Origin of the sequence: Olivibacter jilunii, assembly GCF_900607235.1 — a bacterium.
GTDB classification, from domain to species: Bacteria; Bacteroidota; Bacteroidia; order Sphingobacteriales; family Sphingobacteriaceae; genus Olivibacter; species Olivibacter oleidegradans.
Genome location: NZ_LR027859.1, coordinates 85,485 through 104,012 on the forward strand (window position 1 = coordinate 85,485; position 18,528 = coordinate 104,012).

Here is an 18,528-nt window from a genome sequence, read left to right on the forward strand (position 1 = left end):
GGTTAAACTTGTACAACCAACGGTTTCCACAATCTACATCTTTGCCGCTAGCTTTCTTCGGAACTTTACTTCTTTGAAGTTTTGTACGTTGTTAATGATAACAAAAGCCTTGCCCACTTAAGAATTCGGCCCTTGTTACATTCGTATAAATGACTCTTTAGTAAAAAAGAGCGGTCGCAAAGGTAAGGCTTATTTTTTTATTTTTTTGCATTCAATCATGAAAGATTCATATGTGCAAACAGGCGCTAAACGATAAGTATCCGAATACTTTGTAAGAAGGAAGGTTTGTTTTATAGGTGGATGATATGTTTTAAGTCAAAAGAACCTAATGTGCTGACTATATACAGGAAAAGAAAGATGATGGATAAAACATCATCTTTCTTAGATATGCTTTAGCGTGTGGTGTAGCCACCGTTTGCAAAAATGGTTTGTCCGGTGATCCACCAACCATCTGTTACCAAAAATTCAACTAACGGCGCGATATCTTTGATGTCTGTTAGGCCACCCAAAGCGGAGGCAGATTTATGATAAGCCACCGCATCGTCGCTTTCTTGCCCATAAAAGAAGGGGGTATCCATTGGTCCGGGCGCTACTGCTGTAACGGATATGCCACGTTCACCGAATTCCTTCGAAGCCGATCGCGTAAAGTCTTCTACCGGTGCTTTTGCACCGGCATAAGTTGAATAATAACCGGTATAGGCAGCAAGTAAGGAGGTTACAATGGTACATATTTTTCCGTTATCGTTAAGCTGTTTTCCAGCCTCCTGAAGGAAGAAATAGGCTACTTTTGAATTGATGTCAAACATGTTGTCATATTCTTCTTCTGTAGTATCTACGAATGGTTTTTTCAATACACGTCCTACCGTATTAATCGCAATATCGATTCCTCCATATTTGCTTTTTGTTTCTTCAAAAAGCTTTTTGATATTGGCAATCTGGGTGAGATCAGCCTGAAAAAGAAACGCATCACCACCCGATTGTTTTATAGCTGCAAGTGTTTGCTCGGCATCTGGCCGGGTCTGCTCACTGTTGTAATGAATTGCGACTTTTGCACCTTTTGCTGCCAGATTTCTACTCAGCAAACCTCCAAGGTTTTTACCTCCACCGGCAATAAGAACTACTTTTCCATTCAAATCATTTCGTGCCATAGCATTTAAATTTTAAGTTTATGAATTAGACAAAAATCGGATTCGGTTCACTATTATTATGGTGAACTTTTCGGATTTTTATTTAAGAGACCTTCGGTGTCCGGGATTCCCGGAATTGACCGGGAGTTTGACCGGTCATTTTCTTGAAGAATTTTGAAAAATTAGAAGGATCATAAGTTAAGAGAAGCGCAATTTCCCTGACAGGATGTTCAGAATCAGACAAAAGCCTTTTTGCCCAATCAATTATTTTTAGATCGTAGAAATGACAAGGATGGTGGCCCCTCGTCTTTTGTATTGTATCAGTTAAATGATTGTGCGATACAAAAAGCTTTTCAGCGATTTGCTTAAGGGACATCATTTCTGTGGCTCGCGCCTCAACGATATCCAGTAGATGCTTATCTAATAAGCGAAAGTATTGTTCCGTGATCTCTTCACTCCTTGTAAGCTGTTTCTCGTTTTTCATCGTAGACTGATTAACGGTTTTATTAAACAGTTGAATTATTTAGCGTTAATCGCAAGTTAAAAATAATTCTATAAAGACGAATAGCGTATAGTCCTGAAATTTGCGGCTTGTTTGTGCATTTCGCCAAATACCGGAAATTCAGTTCGCAAGTTTAAGGAATAGTTTACTGAGCTCCTTATTGATTTTTAATCGAACAATACGGATATTTAATTGGAATAATTTTTACAAATAAGTTGTCCGAAAAGATTGTTTAACATGTATTTTTATGACAAAAAAACGCTTCCTATCCCTTTGTCTGTTCATTGTAATGATATTTGTTGTGCATGCACAGTCGTTAAGGATTAACGGTGTATATATTGGTGCAGAGCTATATACCACACCCTTTCAAGGCATGCAGATCAATAATATCGTGATCTATTTCAGAAACGATGGTACCTTTAATAACGCATTAAGCCAAACTGACTGGAAAACGAAAGTTAGCGGTTATTATACAAATACAAATAATATCGTACAGCTGACATTCCAAAACGGGGATGAAAGCGAAAAGTATACGTTGGCAACCAATGGTAATCTCGAAAGCACCGCTGGTGTGAAGCATACTTTACATAAGGTGAAGAAAGTGGCGGTTCTTCCCGCGGGGGGATATGAAAAAAGGAATGCTTCTACCAGTGGGGGTATGGGAACAGGTACGCCGGCTGTAGGTGCTTTTTCTTCAAATTATCTGTATTTTGATGGAAAGGGAAATTTTTCGATGGACCGTTCCGGCATGGTAGGAGTAGCAGGAGATGCAACAGGGGGTACCGTGGGTGGCCAATTTGAAAAAAGGGGTATAAGCAGTGGAACGTATCAGCTTGGCGATGGAGAAATAACGTTTACATTCGGCAATGGAACAGTTTCCAAACATAGCTTCTTTTATAGTCCACCGAACGAAGAAGACCTGGTTTTGCTGGATGGAGAATTCTATTTCCGACAGGAAGAGGGGGAAGCGACTATAACTACACAACGAACAACAGAGGATAGCGGCCCCGCCGACCTATCTGTGACAACCCGGCTTCCTACACCAGCCGATCTATTAATTGGTCTCCGGAGGCAGTATGGTGGCGAAAGTATAGATAAGATAACAACTGTCAGAGAAATTGCCACCATAACAGGTAATATACAAGCTACCCTTGTAACCGATATTGTCAACAATAAAATACGCGCCGAGCTGCGACGAAACGGTAAGTTGCTGCTGGTAAAACAGCTGAACGGAAATGAAGGCTGGCAGTGGGTAGAGGGAGTAAAAAAAGCCCTGTCGCAAGACGAAAAAGAGGAGCTAATGTTAAGCTTGTACCAAGGGGTGCTGGGTTTACATAAAAATTTAAATAGCTATTTCTTAAGCGGAGTTGTCTCTCCATCCGGAGACGATTATATCATTACTTTCTACAAAAATCAGCATAAAATTGTTTATTTGATTGGCAGTGATTATTCCTTGAAAGGAAACGCCTATACCATTCATGCTGATCCCAATATGTCCATTTATAAAGATTTTAGGGAGACAAACGGCATCACATACCCCGGTACTACGGAATCTTCCGATGGAAAGACAAAAGTTACCGCAACCACTACTTCGATTGAGTTTAATCCGGTTTTGATGAGTAATGACTGGAAGATACCGTAGAAATATAAAAACGAACGCAATAGAACGGACAAATTAAAGTGGTAGAAAATTAAGAGCAAAAAAAGTTGAGAGTATAAAATTATTCGAAGGAACAGGGTTTCTATAATGGATGCTATAGAAAGGAGCCGAATGAAAAGTGAAATACCAAGTACGCAAGGTTACATTTGGGCTAGAAAAGAATAAAGATTTTTGCAAAATAAAAAAGCGAAATATATTCATTATATATCTCGCTTTCTGATGTGCACTTGAAGGGAGTCGAACCCCTAACCTCCTGATCCGTAGTCAGGTGCTCTATCCAATTAAGCTACAAGTGCGTTCCGAATTGGAATGCAAAGATATGAACGATTGTTAAAATTCCAAAAATATTTAAATAAAAATAGCTTAAAAATTTTGTGCTCTTTGTTAAATAATTGATTATGTGGGTAAAAAAAGAAGTGATTTTTTTGATGGGATGTATTTCAGTGAATATTTGTACATCTTGGTACAAGATATGTGGTAAAATGCATGCATTGGTAAAACTTATTTTTAGCTTTGAAGTTTATAAAGAACATGAATTATCAGTTTTCCGTACAACGAAAAAAAATACGAGTGGGGGATATCAGCGTCTCTTATTTGCTGAAAGAGTCTGCCCGTCCAACGAAGACCGTCATTTTTATCCATGGCTTTCCCTTTAATAAAAATATGTGGATATATCAGTTAGAAGCACTACCGGAAGACATTCGAGGTATTGCTATGGATGTGCGTGGCCATGGGAGGAGTACAAGTGGACATGGTTACTTCAGTGTGGATGTTTTTGCACAGGATTTAATCGCGTTTGTAGAGAGATTGGGATTGGATAAAGTGGTGTTGTGTGGAATTTCTATGGGAGGTTATATCGCTTTACGGGCTTATCAATTAGCTCCTTCAGTCTTCCATGGAATGGTGCTGGCCGATACGAACTCGCAAGCGGATTCAAATGAGGCTAAAATTAAACGCTTCGATACCATACAGTCGGTACTAAAATATGGTAGACGAACTTTTGCTATAGGTTTTGTAAGGAATGTTTTTTCGGAGACGAGCTTGCAGACAAGGACGGAAGAGGTCGACTTGATTCGTAGTAGCATCAGAAGGAATGATATCCGTAGTATATGTGCAACTCTTTTGGCTTTGGCTTCAAGAACGGATACAACAGAAAGTCTGCATACCATCCCTTTTCCTTGTTTGATCATTAGGGGAAGTGAAGATAAGTTGATGACCCGAGAGCAAGCCCAAGTATTGAAAGAGCATATTAAATATGCAGAATTAGTGGAGATTGAGCACTGTGGGCATCTGCCTAATTTAGAAGCCCCTGAAATTTTTAATCAGATCTTGGAGCAATATCTTGCCAAACTTGTTTAGTTGTGGGTATTGTGCTTTGTGGGAGGTTGTTCGCTGAATTCTTTCTTTTTGGCAGGGCTTTTTAAATTGGCCGGCTCTTTTTTGTATTGCGTGTCTTTCTTTTTTTTAACGACTTTATTATCCTCCGGTGTAGATTGCTCGGAGTCGTGGGGTTCAAACTTGTTTTTGCTTTGCCTGTTCATGGTGTAACGATTTGTTTGTAGAATGTTTACGTTGATTTAACACAAAAACACATTTTTTGTTTTAACTGCACAGTTAGGTAAAGTAAATTTGCCTATTCCTAATATATCAAACGAATGAGGGTAGCTATTAATGGTTTTGGTCGTATCGGCCGAAACACTTTACGAAATATAATACGAAGAAATGATGCGATTGAAATAGTTGCCATTAATGACTTGGCTGATGTAGCGACGCTTGCACATTTATTTAGATATGATTCGGTACATGGTCCGTTCGAAGGGCAAGTCGCTATCAGTGGTGATGATTTGGTTGTAAATGGAAAATCCATTCGGATTGTTAACGTCCGTTCTCCACAGGATTTACCTTGGGATACGCTCGACATTGATGTGGTGGTAGAAAGTACCGGAAAGTTTACGGCTAAGAACCTGGCAGCGGAACATTTGAAGGCGGGCGCGAAAAAGGTTTTGATTTCGGCTCCCTCTCCTGATAAGGAAGTGCCAACAATCGTATTAGGAGTAAATGATGAAACGGTCGATTGGAGTAGTCCCATTTTGTCTAATGCTTCCTGTACCACAAATAATGTAGCTCCACTCATTAAAGTATTGGATGCACATTGGAAGGTTATAGATGGTTATATAACGACCGTCCATTCCATGACCGGTGATCAGAATCTGCACGACGCGCCACATAAAGATTTGAGACGAGCGCGAGCTGCTTCTTCATCCATTATACCGACCACAACAGGGGCTGCGAAGGCAGTAACGAATGTTTTTCCTCATTTGGATGGAAAATTAGGTGGTGCAGGCATCCGTGTACCTGTATTGAATGGTTCGCTAACTGATTTTACCTGCATATTGGAGAGAAAGCCGTCGGTATCGGAAATTAACAATGCGTTTGCTAAAGCAGCTGAAAACGATCTGAAAGGAATTTTACAGTATACGGAAGATCCCATCGTTTCGATCGATATTGTCAACTCACCTTTTTCCTGTATTTTCGATGCCCAACTAACGTCAGTTGTAGGGGGACTGGTAAAGGTTGTGGGCTGGTATGATAATGAATTTGGGTATTCTAATCGCTTAGTAGATCTATTGCTTAAGTTAAAAGCTAATCAGGCTTTTTAGTTATCGATTTGATGTTTAGGGAATAGGACTTCGGAGCGTGATGTGTTTAAGTCTATGTTAATTCACGCTTTCCGCGGTATTGCTTTATTGCAGAAGCAAGCATTTTTCTATATGTTTGCTGCAACAGTGCAAGCTGCAAGGTTAATGAACAGGGGGCTTTCGAGCTTTTGCGAGACGGAAGTAACCCGTAATGGCATACTGAGCAGCAGGTTCTTTTTTACTGACTTAGCAACGCGAACAACATATTATTAATAACTATTCAAATGAAGACAATTGAAGATTTTAACTTTTCCGGGAAGAAGGCTTTAGTGCGGGTGGATTTTAATGTGCCATTGGATGAAAATTTTAATATCACAGACGATAATCGTATAAAAGGAGCAAAACCAACAATCGAAAAGATTTTAAAGGACGGTGGAGCTGTGATTTTGATGTCGCACCTTGGACGACCAAAAGATGGGCCTACCGACAAATTTTCCTTAAAACATATTGTAAACCATCTCTCTAAAGAGCTGGGTGTTCAGGTCGCTTTTGCAAATGACTGCATTGGTCAAGAGGCGATTGATAAAGCAAAGAATCTAAAAAATGGCGAGGTATTGTTGCTAGAGAATTTGCGCTTCTATAAAGAAGAGGAAAAAGGTGATGAGACTTTTGCCGAAAAATTAGCGGCATTGGGTGATGTTTATGTAAATGATGCATTCGGTACTGCCCACCGGGCTCATGCATCAACAGCAGTGATTGCGAAGTTTTTCCCTCAGGCTAAATATTTCGGTTATTTGATGGCCGCAGAATTAAAAAACGCGGAAAAGGTATTGAATAATCCAGAAAGACCATTTACAGCTATTATGGGTGGTGCAAAGGTTTCTGATAAATTAGAACTGATTGATGCATTACTTTCTAAAGTGGATAATCTGATTATCGGTGGCGGAATGGCCTATACTTTTGTGAAAGCAAAAGGAGGAGAAATTGGACAATCGCTTGTTGAGTTGGATAAACTTGACTTAGCAAATAGCTTAGTGGAAAAGGCGAAAGCAAAAGGAGTCCAGTTGATTTTGCCTACAGACTCGCAGATTGCCGACAAATTTGCAAATGATGCTGCTGTCTATGATGGTCCGAACAACCAAATACCAGCCGATAAGATGGGCTTAGATATTGGGTCCGAATCAGCGAAGAAGTTTTCAGAAGTTATTAAATCGTCTAAAACTATTTTGTGGAACGGACCAATGGGTGTGTTTGAGATGGACACTTTTGCAAAAGGAACCAAAGCAGTTGCGGAAGCGGTGGTGGAAGCGACGAAGGAGGGGGCTTTTTCTTTAATAGGTGGTGGCGACTCTGCTGCGGCTGTTACAAAGTTTAATATGACAGATGATGTAAGTTACGTAAGTACCGGTGGAGGTGCCCTGCTTGAGTATATGGAAGGTAAAGAGCTGCCAGGAGTAAAAGCAGTGAACGATTAGTTTTACCTAAAGATATAAGACAGCAAAGGAGGGACACTGCCCTCCTTTGCTGTTTATTTTTACAGAAATTATTGCGTTGGTTCATTTGAATCTACCGCTGTTTGCACTTTGTGTGCGACGGTGGCCTTGTTGACTACCGATTTGACACTTTTAATACTTCTTGCCGTCTGTTCCGCTTCTCTCATGCTTTCTTCATCCGGAAAAGTGCCGGTAAATGTTGCGATGCCTTCTGACACAACAACTTGTGCTCCTGGTTCTAATACGTATTCAATTTCCTGCTGGGCACGCTGATCCTTCAATGATTTTGAGCTACATGATATTAGCCAGAAACATACTCCCATTACTATAACAGGTAGTACGAATAACCGTTTGGAGTTCATGACTGCTAAAATTTGATTCTAAATTATAATTGGCCGCTATTTGTTTTATGGATGCGGTTTTCTCTAATACAATTTTGGTTGTATAATGTTTTAAACTGTTGCTCCTCAGTTGTTTAATCTGTTATAAATTTAGGGATATTCCATCAATGTTACAATATTTTTCAGTATTTCATTCGGTTTTTTTCAGCTGATATTTTTTCTTTTTTCGTTTGAAGGGGCTGATGGTCGAAGGTAAAAAAGGACTTGAAGCGCTTAAGAGACTGGTTTTTTCCAATCGTCAATTTATGGTTGGAAATTGCGAAAAAATGGCGGTGAGTGGGAGGAAGTACCTGTGGAAAACTTTTTTGTGGGAGAAAGTGGGAGAAAGTGGAAGATTTATCTAATTTTACATTTGATTATTTGGATAAACTGTATAGATGGCTCATTTTCTCGGAGAATTTGAATGCAAGCTAGATACCAAAGGAAGAATGGTATTACCTGCCGGCCTCAAGAAGCAAATGCCTGAGGTGGAGCGGGAAGGGCTTGTTATTAACCGGGGGTTGGAAGCTCATCTAGTGATTTATCCAAGAAAGGAGTGGGATCGTATTATGGAGGAGTTGAGTAGGCTAAATACCTTCGAGCGTAAGACTCGGGAATTTGTGAGAAAATTTATGCGCGGAGCCACTGAACTTACTTTGGATGCTGCTAACCGGGTATTAGTACCCAAGCCTTTGTTAGAATACGCGGGAATTGACGGGGAGGTGGTCTTGGCGAGTCAGTTTAACAAGATTGAAATGTGGGCCAAAGATGCTTATGACGCGCAATGGGATGATGAAGGAGATGATTTTGCTGCTTTGGCGGAGGAGGTGATGGGGAATTTAAATAAAAGACTGGATGGATAATGGTTATCATTTACCGGTCATGTTGCAAGAATGCATCGAGGCACTTGCCATAAAGCCCAATGGCGTTTATGTAGACGTCACATTTGGAGGCGGGGGGCATTCGAGTGCTATTATCCAACATTTAGGTGAGGAAGGGAGACTCATTGCTTTCGACCAAGATCCGGACGCTTTAAATAATGCCCTGCCGGATGAACGGTTTACGCTGATTCATCAAAATTTTAGGTATTTAAAGAATAATTTGCGTTTACAGGGACTTAAACAAGTTGATGGGATTTTAGCAGATTTGGGTGTGTCTTCGCATCAATTTGATGAAGCGGAAAGAGGGTTTTCCATTCGTTTTGATGCAGACTTGGATATGCGAATGGATCGAGTAGGTGAATTAGATGCAAAAGGTATTTTGAATTCGTATTCCGAAGAGGATTTGCATCGCATTTTTGGGATGTACGGAGAAGTTCAAAATGCAAAAAGCCTGGCCAAGGTAATCGTGACAAGTCGTTTGTCGAGGCCTATTAATACGGTGTCTGACTTGAAGTCCATCGTATCGAAATTGGTTCCGAGGGGAAAGGAGAATAAGTACTATGCACAACTTTTTCAGGCCCTACGTATAGAAGTAAATAAAGAATTGGAGGCCCTGCAAGAGTTTTTGGTACAGGCGCAAGCGGTTTTAAAGCCGGGAGGAAGGTTAGTCGTGATGTCGTATCATTCACTTGAAGATCGATTAGTTAAGAACTTTATGGCAAAAGGCAAATTTAAAGGGGAGGTTGAAAAGGATTTTTATGGGAATGAAATAAAGCCTTTTATGCTGGTGAGTCGAAAAGCCATTATTGCTTCGGAGGATGAAATAAGACAAAACAACCGAGCAAGAAGTGCTAAATTACGGGTGGCGGAGAAGTTAAATGGTTAAAGGTATGTTGAACAGGTACAAAAATGAAGGATTAAGTGAAGAGCAACAAGAGGCCTTGCAAAATGATGTAGAAGCGAAAGCAGATGAATCAAAGGACTTTCTGAAATCGCTGTTAACACCTAAAGGCTTTTCCGCGGCAAGGGCGGTTGCGGCGGTTCCTTTTATTGGTTATTTGGCACTTTTAGCTATTATATATATAGCCAATCGGCATTTTGCAGAAGACAGTGTACGTGAAATCGACACCTTGTCAAAAGAAGTAAAGTATTTGAGCTGGGAATATAAGTCGCTAAAGGCCGATCTCATGCTTAAGAGTACACAGAGTGAAGTGGCGAGGAAGGTTGATACGATCGGACTGAAGGCTTTGGTTGAGCCACCAAAGAAAATCGTTTTAGGGCAAGAAGATATTGTTAATAAATAAATGAATATTAGAACAGACATATTGTTGCGGGTGTACCTCTCCTTCGGGGCTATGGTTCTCTTTGCGGTGGCTGTACTATATAAAATGTTCAGCCTTCAGGTTGTACAGGGAGCGCATTGGCAGGCAATGGCAGATAGTTTGTCTACCCGCTATCAAACCATAGAAGCCACTAGAGGGAATATTTTTTCAGTAGATGGAAGTCTGCTTGCCACATCGGTACCGGAATATGATGTACGCATGGATATGATGGCGCCAGGTATTCTGGAAGACGATGTCTTTTATTCTAAAGTTGATTCATTAGCTGCGCGTTTGGCATCTTTCTTTCAGGATAAATCGGTTGAACAGTATCGACGTTTATTGCGTAAAGCCAGAAAGGATAAGAACCGTTATTTTTTGGTGAAGAGAAACGTGAGCTTTCAGGAAATGAAAGCCGTGCGTTCTTTTCCCATATTTAAATTGGGGAAATACAAAGGAGGGCTTATCGCGGAGCAAAAAAACAAAAGGATTTTGCCTTTCAAAACCTTGGCGGCCCGAACAATAGGTTATAAAAATGATAACGTGCAGCCCGTTGGTTTAGAGGGGGCCTACGCTGAGTATATGGACGGCGTTAGTGGGAGCAGGCTGGTACAACGAATTGCCGGCGGAAGCTGGATGCCTATCAACGAGGATACGGAAGTAGCTCCAACCGATGGAGCTGATATCATATCTACTATTGATATCAATATGCAAGATATTGCACAAAAGGCGCTCGAAAAACAGTTGATTGCCAGCGACGCAGATAATGGTTGTGTGATTTTAATGGAAGTAGCAACTGGGGAGGTGCGCGCTGTAGCGAATTTCACAAGGGTGGAAGAAGGTGTTTATAAGGAAAAGTTCAACTATGCCATTGCGCAAAGTTCTGAGCCCGGATCAACGTTTAAATTGGCCTCTTACATGGCGGCGATTGAAGATGGTAAGATTGATACCAGCGATATTGTAGATACGGAAGATGGAACATTTAGAGTCTATAGGCATACGATTCGGGATTCGCATAAAGGAGATGGCAAGATTTCAGTAAAGCGCGCCTTTGAAGTTTCATCTAATACCGCGGTCACCAAATTAATCTATAAATATTATAAAGATAATCCGTCTGCTTTTACAGATAGACTCTATGCAATGCATCTAAATGAGCCGCTCGGGTTACAAATACCGGGAGAAGGGCAACCTTTGATAAAAACGCCTAAAAGCAGATCGTGGAGCGGGTTAACGCTCCCTCAAATGGCTTATGGATATGAACTAAAGATAACGCCATTACAAATGCTTACGTTATACAATGCGGTCGCAAATAATGGTAAAATGATCGCCCCACTTTTTGTAAAAGAGATTCGGCGCTTAGGCAATACTGTAGAGAAGTTTGAGGCAAGAGTGATCAATGAGAAGATTGCTTCAGACCAAACGATTGCTAAAATGAGGGGAATGTTGGAAGGGGTCGTTGAAGAAGGAACCGCTAAACAGCTAAAAAATTCTCTTTTTAAGATGGCGGGTAAAACCGGAACAGCCCAAATGGCAGATGGAGCCGCCGGATATAAAACCAAAAGAAGGTATCAAGGGTCTTTTGCAGGATATTTCCCGGCAGATAACCCAAAATATTCGATGATTGTCGTTGTACAAAATCCAAGGAAGGGAGGGTACTACGCAACCACGATTGCCGCGCCTGTTTTTAAGGAAATTGCAGAAAAGGTATACGCAGGAGACAGTCGGATGTATCATGATTTTAAGAAATTGCAAATGGCTTCCGTACCAGCTGCTCCGCCGATTAAATATGGCTTTCAGAAGGATAGTCAATATGTATTCGGTGCTTTAGGGTTAAAGTCGACACAACACCTGAAACAAGATACGGCGAAAGTGTTGTTATCGGATGATCATCTACCGGAAGATAAAATCCCTGATTTGAAAGGGATGGGGCTTAAAGATGCCATGTATCTATTAGGCAATATAGGAGTAAAGACCTTTGTAAAGGGAAAAGGTAGAGTAGTTAAGCAATCTGTTAACCCCGGAGAGCTGGTAAATAAAGGTGGATTTATTACAATTGAGTTAGAATGATTTCGCTATCGAAAATATTGAATGGTGTATCTATAAAACAGGTTATAGGTAGCATGGATGTGACTGTTCATGCGGTACGTTTTGATTCCCGCCAGGTGGTAGATGGTGATCTTTTCGTTGCTGTCAGGGGAACTCTTACCGATGGTCATGTATTCATAGATAAAGCAGTTGCCCTGGGAGCTAAGATAGTGGTATGCGAGCAGCTACCTCAAGACCTTAGTGGGCACATTACCTATATACAAGTTGAGAATGCAGGCTTTGCACTAGGGTTGATAGCTGCTAACTTTTATGATAACCCATCCGCCAAATTGAAGTTAGTGGGCGTAACCGGCACGAACGGAAAAACGACGGTTGCGACGTTACTATATAAATTATTTATTGAACTCGGATTTAGAGTTGGCCTTATTTCGACTGTACAAAATAAGGTGAACGAGCGCGTCATTGAATCAACCCATACCACACCTGATCCGATAAGCTTAAATGAGCTTTTATGTGAGATGGTAAACAGTGGTTGTGATTATTGCTTCATGGAGGTTAGCTCGCATGCGGTTGCACAGCATCGAATTACAGGTTTGTCCTTTGTTGGTGGTGTTTTTACCAACTTAACGCATGACCATTTGGATTTTCACAAAACTTTTGATGCCTATCTAAAAGCGAAAAAGGCTTTTTTCGATATGCTGCCTAAGTCGGCTTTTGCCTTGGTGAATATAGATGATAAAAATGGAAGCGTCATGCTCCAGAATACCGACGCTTACAAAAAGACATACGGTTTAAAGAATATTGCCGACTTTAAAGGGAGGATTGTGGAAAGCCATTTCAATGGTATGCTAATGCAAATCGATACACGTGAAGTATGGATACGTTTAGTTGGTGCGTTCAATGCTTATAATTTGTTGGCAGTGTATAGTGTTGCCATTCTTTTGGAACAGGATACGACCCGAGTGTTAACGATTTTAAGCAGATTAACCGGAGCAGAAGGTAGATTCGATACGCTGGTTTCGGGTAACGGTGTTATTGGTATCGTGGATTATGCGCATACGCCTGACGCGGTGGAAAATGTCTTGCGAACGATTGTAGATTTGCGAAAAAATAAGGAACAAATAATAGCTGTATTAGGGTGCGGCGGAGATAGGGATAAGACGAAGCGACCCGAAATGGCGGCGGTAGCCGCAAACCTAAGTGATAAGGTGATTTTAACCTCAGATAACCCAAGAAGCGAAGATCCGCAACAGATTATTCGCGAAATGGAAGCTGGGATACCTGCCGATAAGAAAAGACATGTGTTTTCCATCACGGATCGCTATGAAGCCATCAAAGCAGCTGTTCATCTTGCACAACCAGGTGACATTGTTCTCATAGCGGGCAAGGGACATGAAAAATATCAGGAAGTTATGGGGGAAAAAAGATCTTTTGACGATAAAGCAATATTAAAGGATCTTTTTAAAGAGGTAAACGACTAATAATAAACAATATACCAAAGGGGATGCTGTATTATTTATTTACATATTTACATGATCATTTTAATTTACCTGGTGCCGGGGTATTCCAGTATATCTCCTTTCGCTTTGGTATGACCGTTATATTGTCCCTTATTATTACTACTGTTTATGGTGGTCGGCTTATCGGTCTGCTACGGAAAAAACAGGTTGGTGAAACGGTGAGAAGCTTAGGGTTGGAAGGCGAGACGCAGAAGCAAGGTACGCCTACAATGGGTGGGCTAATTATCATCGCCGGTATTCTTTTACCTACGCTGCTGTTTGCTAAGTTAGAGAACGTTTATATTATTCTAATGATCATTGCTACGGTCTGGATGGGAACCGTTGGTTTCATAGATGATTATATCAAAGTATTTAGAAAGAATAAAGAGGGACTCGCCGGAAAATTTAAGGTGGTTGGACAGGTAGGATTGGGAATTATTATTGCCTGGACAATGCATGATCATCCGTCTATTGTGACAAGACAGAAAGTGAATGGCCCAATAAAAGGTGAGAATATTGAAATGCAGCAAAACTTTGATGGTACGAAAAGCTATTACAACGTAGAAGTTAAATCTACAAAAACAAATATTCCTTTTTATAAGAATAACGAGTTTGATTATGGAAAGGTATTAAGCGTTTTTGGCGTTCCGGATGGAAAATATGCTTTTTTTGTTTTTTTAGCTTTCGTCGTATTTATCATTACCGCTGTGTCAAATGGTGCTAATATTACGGACGGCATTGATGGTTTGGCAACAGGTACATCCGCTATCATAGGTGCAACATTAGCCATTTTGGCCTACGTGTCGGGTAATAGCATTTTTGCCGATTATTTAAATATCATGTATATCCCCAATTCCGGTGAGCTAGTAGTGTTTGCGGGCGCCTTTGTTGGGGCTTGTGTCGGGTTTTTATGGTATAATTCCTATCCTGCTCAAGTCTTCATGGGTGATACCGGGAGCTTGGCTATTGGTGGCGTTATCGCTGCTTTTGCCATCATGATTCGTAAAGAATTACTCATACCTGTATTATGTGGCATCTTCCTCATTGAACTTGTATCAGTCATTATGCAGGTATCGTATTTTAAATATACAAAAAAGAAATTCGGAGAAGGAAGAAGAATCTTCTTAATGTCTCCGTTACATCATCACTACCAAAAGAAGGGCTATCATGAATCGAAGATCGTTACTCGATTCTGGATTGTCGGAATCATATTAGCTGTTATTACAATTGTAACGTTAAAAGTGAGATAATAACGAGATGGAGCATAGGAGTCATCATACACGTCAAAAGAAACCACTGCTAGTAATTCTGGGAGCAGGGGAAAGTGGTTTTGGTGCAGCTGTTTTAGGAATGAAACAGGGCTTTGACGTGTTTGTGTCGGATGGAGGCGAAATCAAAGAGATATATAAGAGTCAGCTAAAACATCATCGCATTCCATTTGAAGAAAAGGGGCATTCGATCGATAAAATTCTAGTCGCTGATTTAGTCATTAAAAGCCCGGGCATACCCGAAAAAGCAGGGATTGTACAAGCCTTAAGGAAACAAAGGATTCCTGTGATAGGAGAAATCGAATTTGCGGCACGTTATACGGATGCGAAGACCGTTTGTATCACTGGCTCAAATGGCAAATCGACAACCACGATGCTTACGTACCATATCCTCCAAAAAGCGGGTATCAACGTTGGCTTAGCGGGAAATATCGGGAAAAGTTTCGCCCTACAGGTCGCTACGGAACAATATGAGGTATATGTGCTCGAAATTAGCAGCTTCATGTTGGATGATATGTACGATTTTCGAGCTGATATTGCAGTGCTGTTGAATATAACGCCCGATCATTTGGACCGCTACGATTACAAAATGGAAAACTATGTTAATTCTAAATTTAGAATTACTAGAAATCAACGCGGGAACGACATCTTTATCTATTGTAAAGATGATCCGGAAACAAATAAAGCGCTGACCGCGAAAGAAATTAACGCAACAATGTATCCTTTTAGCTTGACAGAAGAGGTGCAATATGGGGCTTATTTGAATGAAGAAAAAGAAATAGTAATAACATTACCTAACCAGGAAAGATTTATCATGTCTATTAACGATTTAGCATTACAGGGAAAACACAATGTTTACAATAATATGGCTTCTGGAATTGTTGCCAAGGTTTGGGAGTTACGGAACGAGTCGATTCGGGAGAGTATGGGCGACTTTGTGAATATTCCGCATCGTTTGGAGCATGTAACCAAAATTTCCGGGATAGAATTTATAAACGACTCAAAAGCAACGAACGTAAACTCTGTATGGTACGCATTGGAGAGCTTACCAGGGAAAATTGTATTGATTATGGGAGGGGTAGATAAGGGCAATGACTATAGTATGCTTCGTGAATTGGTGCAAAGTAAAGTGCGCGGTATTGTTTGCCTAGGTAAAGATAATCGTAATATTCATAACGCTTTCGAAGCTGATACGGATGTAATTGTGAATACCCAAACAATGAGTGAGGCCGTTCAGATTGCTTATCATATTGCACAAAAAGGGGATACGGTGTTGTTGTCACCTGCTTGCGCCAGTTTCGACCTGTTCAAAAATTATGAGGACCGGGGCGATCAGTTTAAAGCGGCTGTGCGTGAGCTTTGAATAAATTGATTTATTTTATAATAACGAATTATGGAGCGTATATTCAATAAACTGAAAGGAGACAAATGGATTTGGATAATAGTCATATTATTATCCGTTTGGTCTTTATTGGCCGTTTATAGCTCTACAGGAACTTTGGCTTATAAAGAGGGGCGAGGAACTGAAACATACTTGATCAAACATTTTACGCTTATTTTTGCGGGCCTTATCCTGATGTATTTTTCCCATCTTTTGGATTATAGGTATTATGCGGGAATCTCAAAAATTTTGATGATCATTACCATCCCGCTTCTTTTGTATACCCTATTGTTTACCGAATCAGTGAATGATGCCAACAGGTGGGTTACCATTCCGGTTATTAACCAAACGTTCCAAACATCCGACATGGCTAAATTGGCGCTTATAACCTTTTTGGCTAGGATGTTAACTCGAAAGCAGGAAAATATAAAAGACGTAAAGAGAGCATTTATGCCTATAATGGGGTCAGTTTGCATTGTTATCATTCTGATTGCTATTGCAAACATGTCTACGGCCATTATGCTCTTTGCGGTGAGTATTTTATTACTTATTATCGGACGCATCAGTATTAAGCAAATAGCTTATGTAAGCGTAGCGGGTGTTTTCTTGCTTACATTAGTTGTGCTCTTAGGCCCTCGTCGACAAACCTATATATCCCGTGTAGAAACGTTTTTAGGCAAAGGTGAACCCGATCCGGATAAGGAGTTTCAGGCTAATCAGGCCAAGATTGCAATTGCGACCGGTGGCCTGTTTGGTAAAGGCCCCGGAAATAGTACACAGCGTAATATGTTACCTCACCCTTATTCTGATTTCATTTTTGCTATAATCATAGAAGAATATGGTGCCGTAGGAGGCGTCGTTTTGGCAGCTTTATATCTAGTATTTATGTATAGATGTATACGTATCGTTACGCAGAGCCCGAAAGCCTTCGGCGCCTTATTGGCTGCGGGCTTAGGTTTTAGTTTAACGATCCAAGCCTTTGGAAATATGGCTGTGGCCGTGGGGCTTGGGCCGGTAACAGGTGTGCCTTTACCCTTGGTGAGTATGGGGGGGACGTCGATTTTGTTTACCAGTGTGGCATTCGGAATTATTTTGAGTGTAAGCCGAAATATTGAAGAACTTAAGTCAAAAGGAAAGGAAAAGGAAACTAGGGGTAAAAAGGCAAATGACAAAGTGATTGTTGGTGAAATTCCGGCAATGGCATAAACTTAAAAGGTATGGAAAGCAAGACAAAACGTGTGATTATTAGTGGAGGAGGAACAGGAGGACATATTTTCCCTGCCATCGCCATTGCTAATGCGTTGCGACGTCTGGAGCCGTCTATTGAAATTCTATTCGTTGGTGCTAATGGGAGAATGGAGATGGATAAGGTGCCTGCCGCTGGCTATAAGATTATCGGTTTGGATATCCAAGGTATCAATAGGCAGTCGCTGCTTAAAAATATACTCCTACCTTTTAAATTGTGGAAAAGTATACAGCGGGCAAGAGCTATTATCCGAAATTTCCGCCCGGATGTAGTCGTCGGTGTGGGCGGTTATGCCTCGGGACCTTTATTGCATGCTGCCGGTCGACTGAATATTCCATATCTAATACAAGAGCAAAATTCATATGCGGGCATAACAAACAAGAAATTAGGAGCGAAAGCATCAAAGATATGTGTGGCTTTTGACGGGATGGATCGCTTTTTCCCCAAAGATAAATTGCTGATTACGGGAAACCCCATTCGACGTGATGCCGTTGATATTGTAGGGAAGGAGTTTGAGGCGAAAGAATTGTTGGGCTTAGATCACGATAAGAAGACGATTTTACTAACAGGCGGCAGTTTGGGTGCTCGAACGCTAAACGAAAGTATACTGAACGGTCTGCAAAAAATGCGTAAGGCTAATTTGCAGATTATATGGCAGTGTGGAAGCTACTATTATGAAAAAATGCAAGATGTGCTCAAAGACGATGGGTTGGAGGATGTTTGTTTGAAGCCCTTTCTCCACCGCATGGACTTAGCTTATGCGGCAGCTGACGTAATCGTTGCGCGGGCGGGGGCCGGCACAATTGCTGAATTATGTGCTGTTGGAAAACCGGCAATCCTGGTGCCGTCGCCAAATGTCGCTGAAGATCACCAAACAAAAAATGCGCTGGCATTGATCAAGAAAAATGCAGCGATTATGGTGGAAGATTTGAAGGCACAGGAAACATTAATGGACGAAGTGATTGCGTTAATAAAGGATAAGGAAGAATGTAAAGTTTTATCAGCAAATATAAAAAATTTGGCAAAAGTGGATGCTGATGAAGTAATCGCGAAAGAGGTTTTAGAACTTATTAAACTTAACAAATAA

At 40.8% G+C, this 18,528-nt stretch carries 17 protein-coding genes and 1 tRNA gene; 13 read left to right on the forward strand and 5 right to left on the reverse strand.

Annotation, left to right across the window (positions count from 1 at the left end):
- Positions 1–392: 392 nt before the first annotated feature.
- The gene (locus E0E36_RS25555; RefSeq protein WP_013663401.1) at positions 393–1,148 is read right to left on the reverse strand and encodes an SDR family oxidoreductase; all 756 of its coding nucleotides are present in this window, start codon (positions 1,146–1,148) and stop codon (positions 393–395) included.
- Between the two features lie 82 nt (positions 1,149–1,230).
- The gene (locus E0E36_RS25560; protein WP_130858322.1) at positions 1,231–1,611 is read right to left on the reverse strand and encodes a helix-turn-helix domain-containing protein; all 381 of its coding nucleotides are present in this window, start codon (positions 1,609–1,611) and stop codon (positions 1,231–1,233) included.
- Between the two features lie 265 nt (positions 1,612–1,876).
- Here E0E36_RS25560 and E0E36_RS25565 point away from each other — a divergent pair, with 265 nt between their 5' ends.
- Positions 1,877–3,271: a hypothetical protein gene (locus tag E0E36_RS25565; protein WP_130858323.1), complete on the forward strand. Its 1,395-nt coding sequence runs from the start codon at positions 1,877–1,879 to the stop codon at positions 3,269–3,271.
- Between the two features lie 240 nt (positions 3,272–3,511).
- On the opposite strand, the gene E0E36_RS25570 is transcribed toward E0E36_RS25565, so the two are convergent.
- A tRNA-Arg gene (locus tag E0E36_RS25570) sits at positions 3,512–3,585 on the reverse strand.
- A gap of 235 nt (positions 3,586–3,820) precedes the next feature.
- Here E0E36_RS25570 and E0E36_RS25575 point away from each other — a divergent pair.
- Complete coding sequence (locus tag E0E36_RS25575) at positions 3,821–4,648, forward strand: alpha/beta fold hydrolase (protein ID WP_130858324.1); 828 nt, start codon at positions 3,821–3,823, stop codon at positions 4,646–4,648.
- On the opposite strand, the gene E0E36_RS25580 is transcribed toward E0E36_RS25575, so the two are convergent.
- Entirely contained in the window at positions 4,645–4,830 is a 186-nt protein-coding gene (locus tag E0E36_RS25580) for a hypothetical protein (protein WP_013663396.1), read from the reverse strand. The genes E0E36_RS25575 and E0E36_RS25580 overlap by 4 nt on opposite strands.
- 114 nt (positions 4,831–4,944) lie before the next feature.
- Between E0E36_RS25580 and gap the strand changes: the two genes are divergently transcribed.
- Positions 4,945–5,949 (forward strand): type I glyceraldehyde-3-phosphate dehydrogenase, encoded by a 1,005-nt coding sequence (gap, locus tag E0E36_RS25585; RefSeq protein WP_130858325.1) that lies wholly within the window; start codon positions 4,945–4,947, stop codon positions 5,947–5,949.
- Positions 5,950–6,212: 263 nt separating this feature from the next.
- The gene (locus E0E36_RS25590; protein ID WP_130858326.1) at positions 6,213–7,403 is read left to right on the forward strand and encodes a phosphoglycerate kinase; all 1,191 of its coding nucleotides are present in this window, start codon (positions 6,213–6,215) and stop codon (positions 7,401–7,403) included.
- Between the two features lie 68 nt (positions 7,404–7,471).
- On the opposite strand, the gene E0E36_RS25595 is transcribed toward E0E36_RS25590, so the two are convergent.
- The gene (locus E0E36_RS25595) at positions 7,472–7,783 is read right to left on the reverse strand and encodes a BON domain-containing protein (protein WP_013663393.1); all 312 of its coding nucleotides are present in this window, start codon (positions 7,781–7,783) and stop codon (positions 7,472–7,474) included.
- Between the two features lie 416 nt (positions 7,784–8,199).
- Here E0E36_RS25595 and mraZ point away from each other — a divergent pair, with 416 nt between their 5' ends.
- The 9 genes from mraZ to murG are packed head-to-tail and all read left to right on the forward strand — an operon-like array spanning position 8,200 to position 18,528.
- Positions 8,200–8,664 (forward strand): division/cell wall cluster transcriptional repressor MraZ, encoded by a 465-nt coding sequence (gene mraZ / locus E0E36_RS25600; RefSeq protein WP_013663392.1) that lies wholly within the window; start codon positions 8,200–8,202, stop codon positions 8,662–8,664.
- A complete protein-coding gene (gene rsmH, locus E0E36_RS25605) occupies positions 8,657–9,568 on the forward strand; it encodes a 16S rRNA (cytosine(1402)-N(4))-methyltransferase RsmH (protein ID WP_013663391.1) in 912 nt (303 codons plus the stop codon). Before mraZ ends, rsmH begins: the two co-directional genes overlap by 8 nt.
- 4 nt (positions 9,569–9,572) lie before the next feature.
- Positions 9,573–9,986, forward strand: coding sequence for an FtsL-like putative cell division protein (locus E0E36_RS25610; RefSeq protein WP_013663390.1), 414 nt, complete (start codon positions 9,573–9,575; stop codon positions 9,984–9,986).
- Positions 9,987–12,068 (forward strand): penicillin-binding protein, encoded by a 2,082-nt coding sequence (locus tag E0E36_RS25615; protein WP_013663389.1) that lies wholly within the window; start codon positions 9,987–9,989, stop codon positions 12,066–12,068. It abuts the gene before it with no gap.
- Positions 12,065–13,528, forward strand: coding sequence for a UDP-N-acetylmuramoyl-L-alanyl-D-glutamate--2,6-diaminopimelate ligase (locus E0E36_RS25620; RefSeq protein ID WP_130858327.1), 1,464 nt, complete (start codon positions 12,065–12,067; stop codon positions 13,526–13,528). The genes E0E36_RS25615 and E0E36_RS25620 overlap by 4 nt, the downstream gene beginning before the upstream one ends.
- Before the next feature lie 23 nt (positions 13,529–13,551).
- The gene (gene mraY, locus E0E36_RS25625) at positions 13,552–14,796 is read left to right on the forward strand and encodes a phospho-N-acetylmuramoyl-pentapeptide-transferase (protein ID WP_013663387.1); all 1,245 of its coding nucleotides are present in this window, start codon (positions 13,552–13,554) and stop codon (positions 14,794–14,796) included.
- Between the two features lie 7 nt (positions 14,797–14,803).
- Positions 14,804–16,177, forward strand: a complete 1,374-nt coding sequence (gene murD, locus E0E36_RS25630) for a UDP-N-acetylmuramoyl-L-alanine--D-glutamate ligase (protein ID WP_130858328.1) — start codon at positions 14,804–14,806, stop codon at positions 16,175–16,177.
- 30 nt (positions 16,178–16,207) lie between these two features.
- Complete coding sequence (locus E0E36_RS25635) at positions 16,208–17,401, forward strand: FtsW/RodA/SpoVE family cell cycle protein (protein WP_130858329.1); 1,194 nt, start codon at positions 16,208–16,210, stop codon at positions 17,399–17,401.
- A gap of 11 nt (positions 17,402–17,412) precedes the next feature.
- Complete coding sequence (gene murG, locus E0E36_RS25640; RefSeq protein ID WP_130858330.1) at positions 17,413–18,528, forward strand: undecaprenyldiphospho-muramoylpentapeptide beta-N-acetylglucosaminyltransferase; 1,116 nt, start codon at positions 17,413–17,415, stop codon at positions 18,526–18,528.

Excerpts from the sequence above, each read along its gene's own strand:
- E0E36_RS25580 (WP_013663396.1), bottom strand. The coding sequence starts at position 4,830 with ATGAACAGGCAAAGCAAAAACAAGTTTGAACCCCACGACTCCGAGCAA.
- E0E36_RS25590 (WP_130858326.1), top strand. The coding sequence starts at position 6,213 with ATGAAGACAATTGAAGATTTTAACTTTTCCGGGAAGAAGGCTTTAGTG.
- E0E36_RS25575 (WP_130858324.1), top strand. The coding sequence starts at position 3,821 with ATGAATTATCAGTTTTCCGTACAACGAAAAAAAATACGAGTGGGGGAT.
- E0E36_RS25565 (WP_130858323.1), top strand. The coding sequence starts at position 1,877 with ATGACAAAAAAACGCTTCCTATCCCTTTGTCTGTTCATTGTAATGATA.
- murG (WP_130858330.1), top strand. The coding sequence starts at position 17,413 with ATGGAAAGCAAGACAAAACGTGTGATTATTAGTGGAGGAGGAACAGGA.
- gap (WP_130858325.1), top strand. The coding sequence starts at position 4,945 with ATGAGGGTAGCTATTAATGGTTTTGGTCGTATCGGCCGAAACACTTTA.
- mraZ (WP_013663392.1), top strand. The coding sequence starts at position 8,200 with ATGGCTCATTTTCTCGGAGAATTTGAATGCAAGCTAGATACCAAAGGA.
- E0E36_RS25610 (WP_013663390.1), top strand. The coding sequence starts at position 9,573 with ATGTTGAACAGGTACAAAAATGAAGGATTAAGTGAAGAGCAACAAGAG.
- rsmH (WP_013663391.1), top strand. The coding sequence starts at position 8,657 with ATGGATAATGGTTATCATTTACCGGTCATGTTGCAAGAATGCATCGAG.
- E0E36_RS25635 (WP_130858329.1), top strand. The coding sequence starts at position 16,208 with ATGGAGCGTATATTCAATAAACTGAAAGGAGACAAATGGATTTGGATA.
- E0E36_RS25555 (WP_013663401.1), bottom strand. The coding sequence starts at position 1,148 with ATGGCACGAAATGATTTGAATGGAAAAGTAGTTCTTATTGCCGGTGGA.
- E0E36_RS25620 (WP_130858327.1), top strand. The coding sequence starts at position 12,065 with ATGATTTCGCTATCGAAAATATTGAATGGTGTATCTATAAAACAGGTT.
- E0E36_RS25615 (WP_013663389.1), top strand. The coding sequence starts at position 9,987 with ATGAATATTAGAACAGACATATTGTTGCGGGTGTACCTCTCCTTCGGG.
- murD (WP_130858328.1), top strand. The coding sequence starts at position 14,804 with ATGGAGCATAGGAGTCATCATACACGTCAAAAGAAACCACTGCTAGTA.
- mraY (WP_013663387.1), top strand. The coding sequence starts at position 13,552 with ATGCTGTATTATTTATTTACATATTTACATGATCATTTTAATTTACCT.
- E0E36_RS25560 (WP_130858322.1), bottom strand. The coding sequence starts at position 1,611 with ATGAAAAACGAGAAACAGCTTACAAGGAGTGAAGAGATCACGGAACAA.
- E0E36_RS25595 (WP_013663393.1), bottom strand. The coding sequence starts at position 7,783 with ATGAACTCCAAACGGTTATTCGTACTACCTGTTATAGTAATGGGAGTA.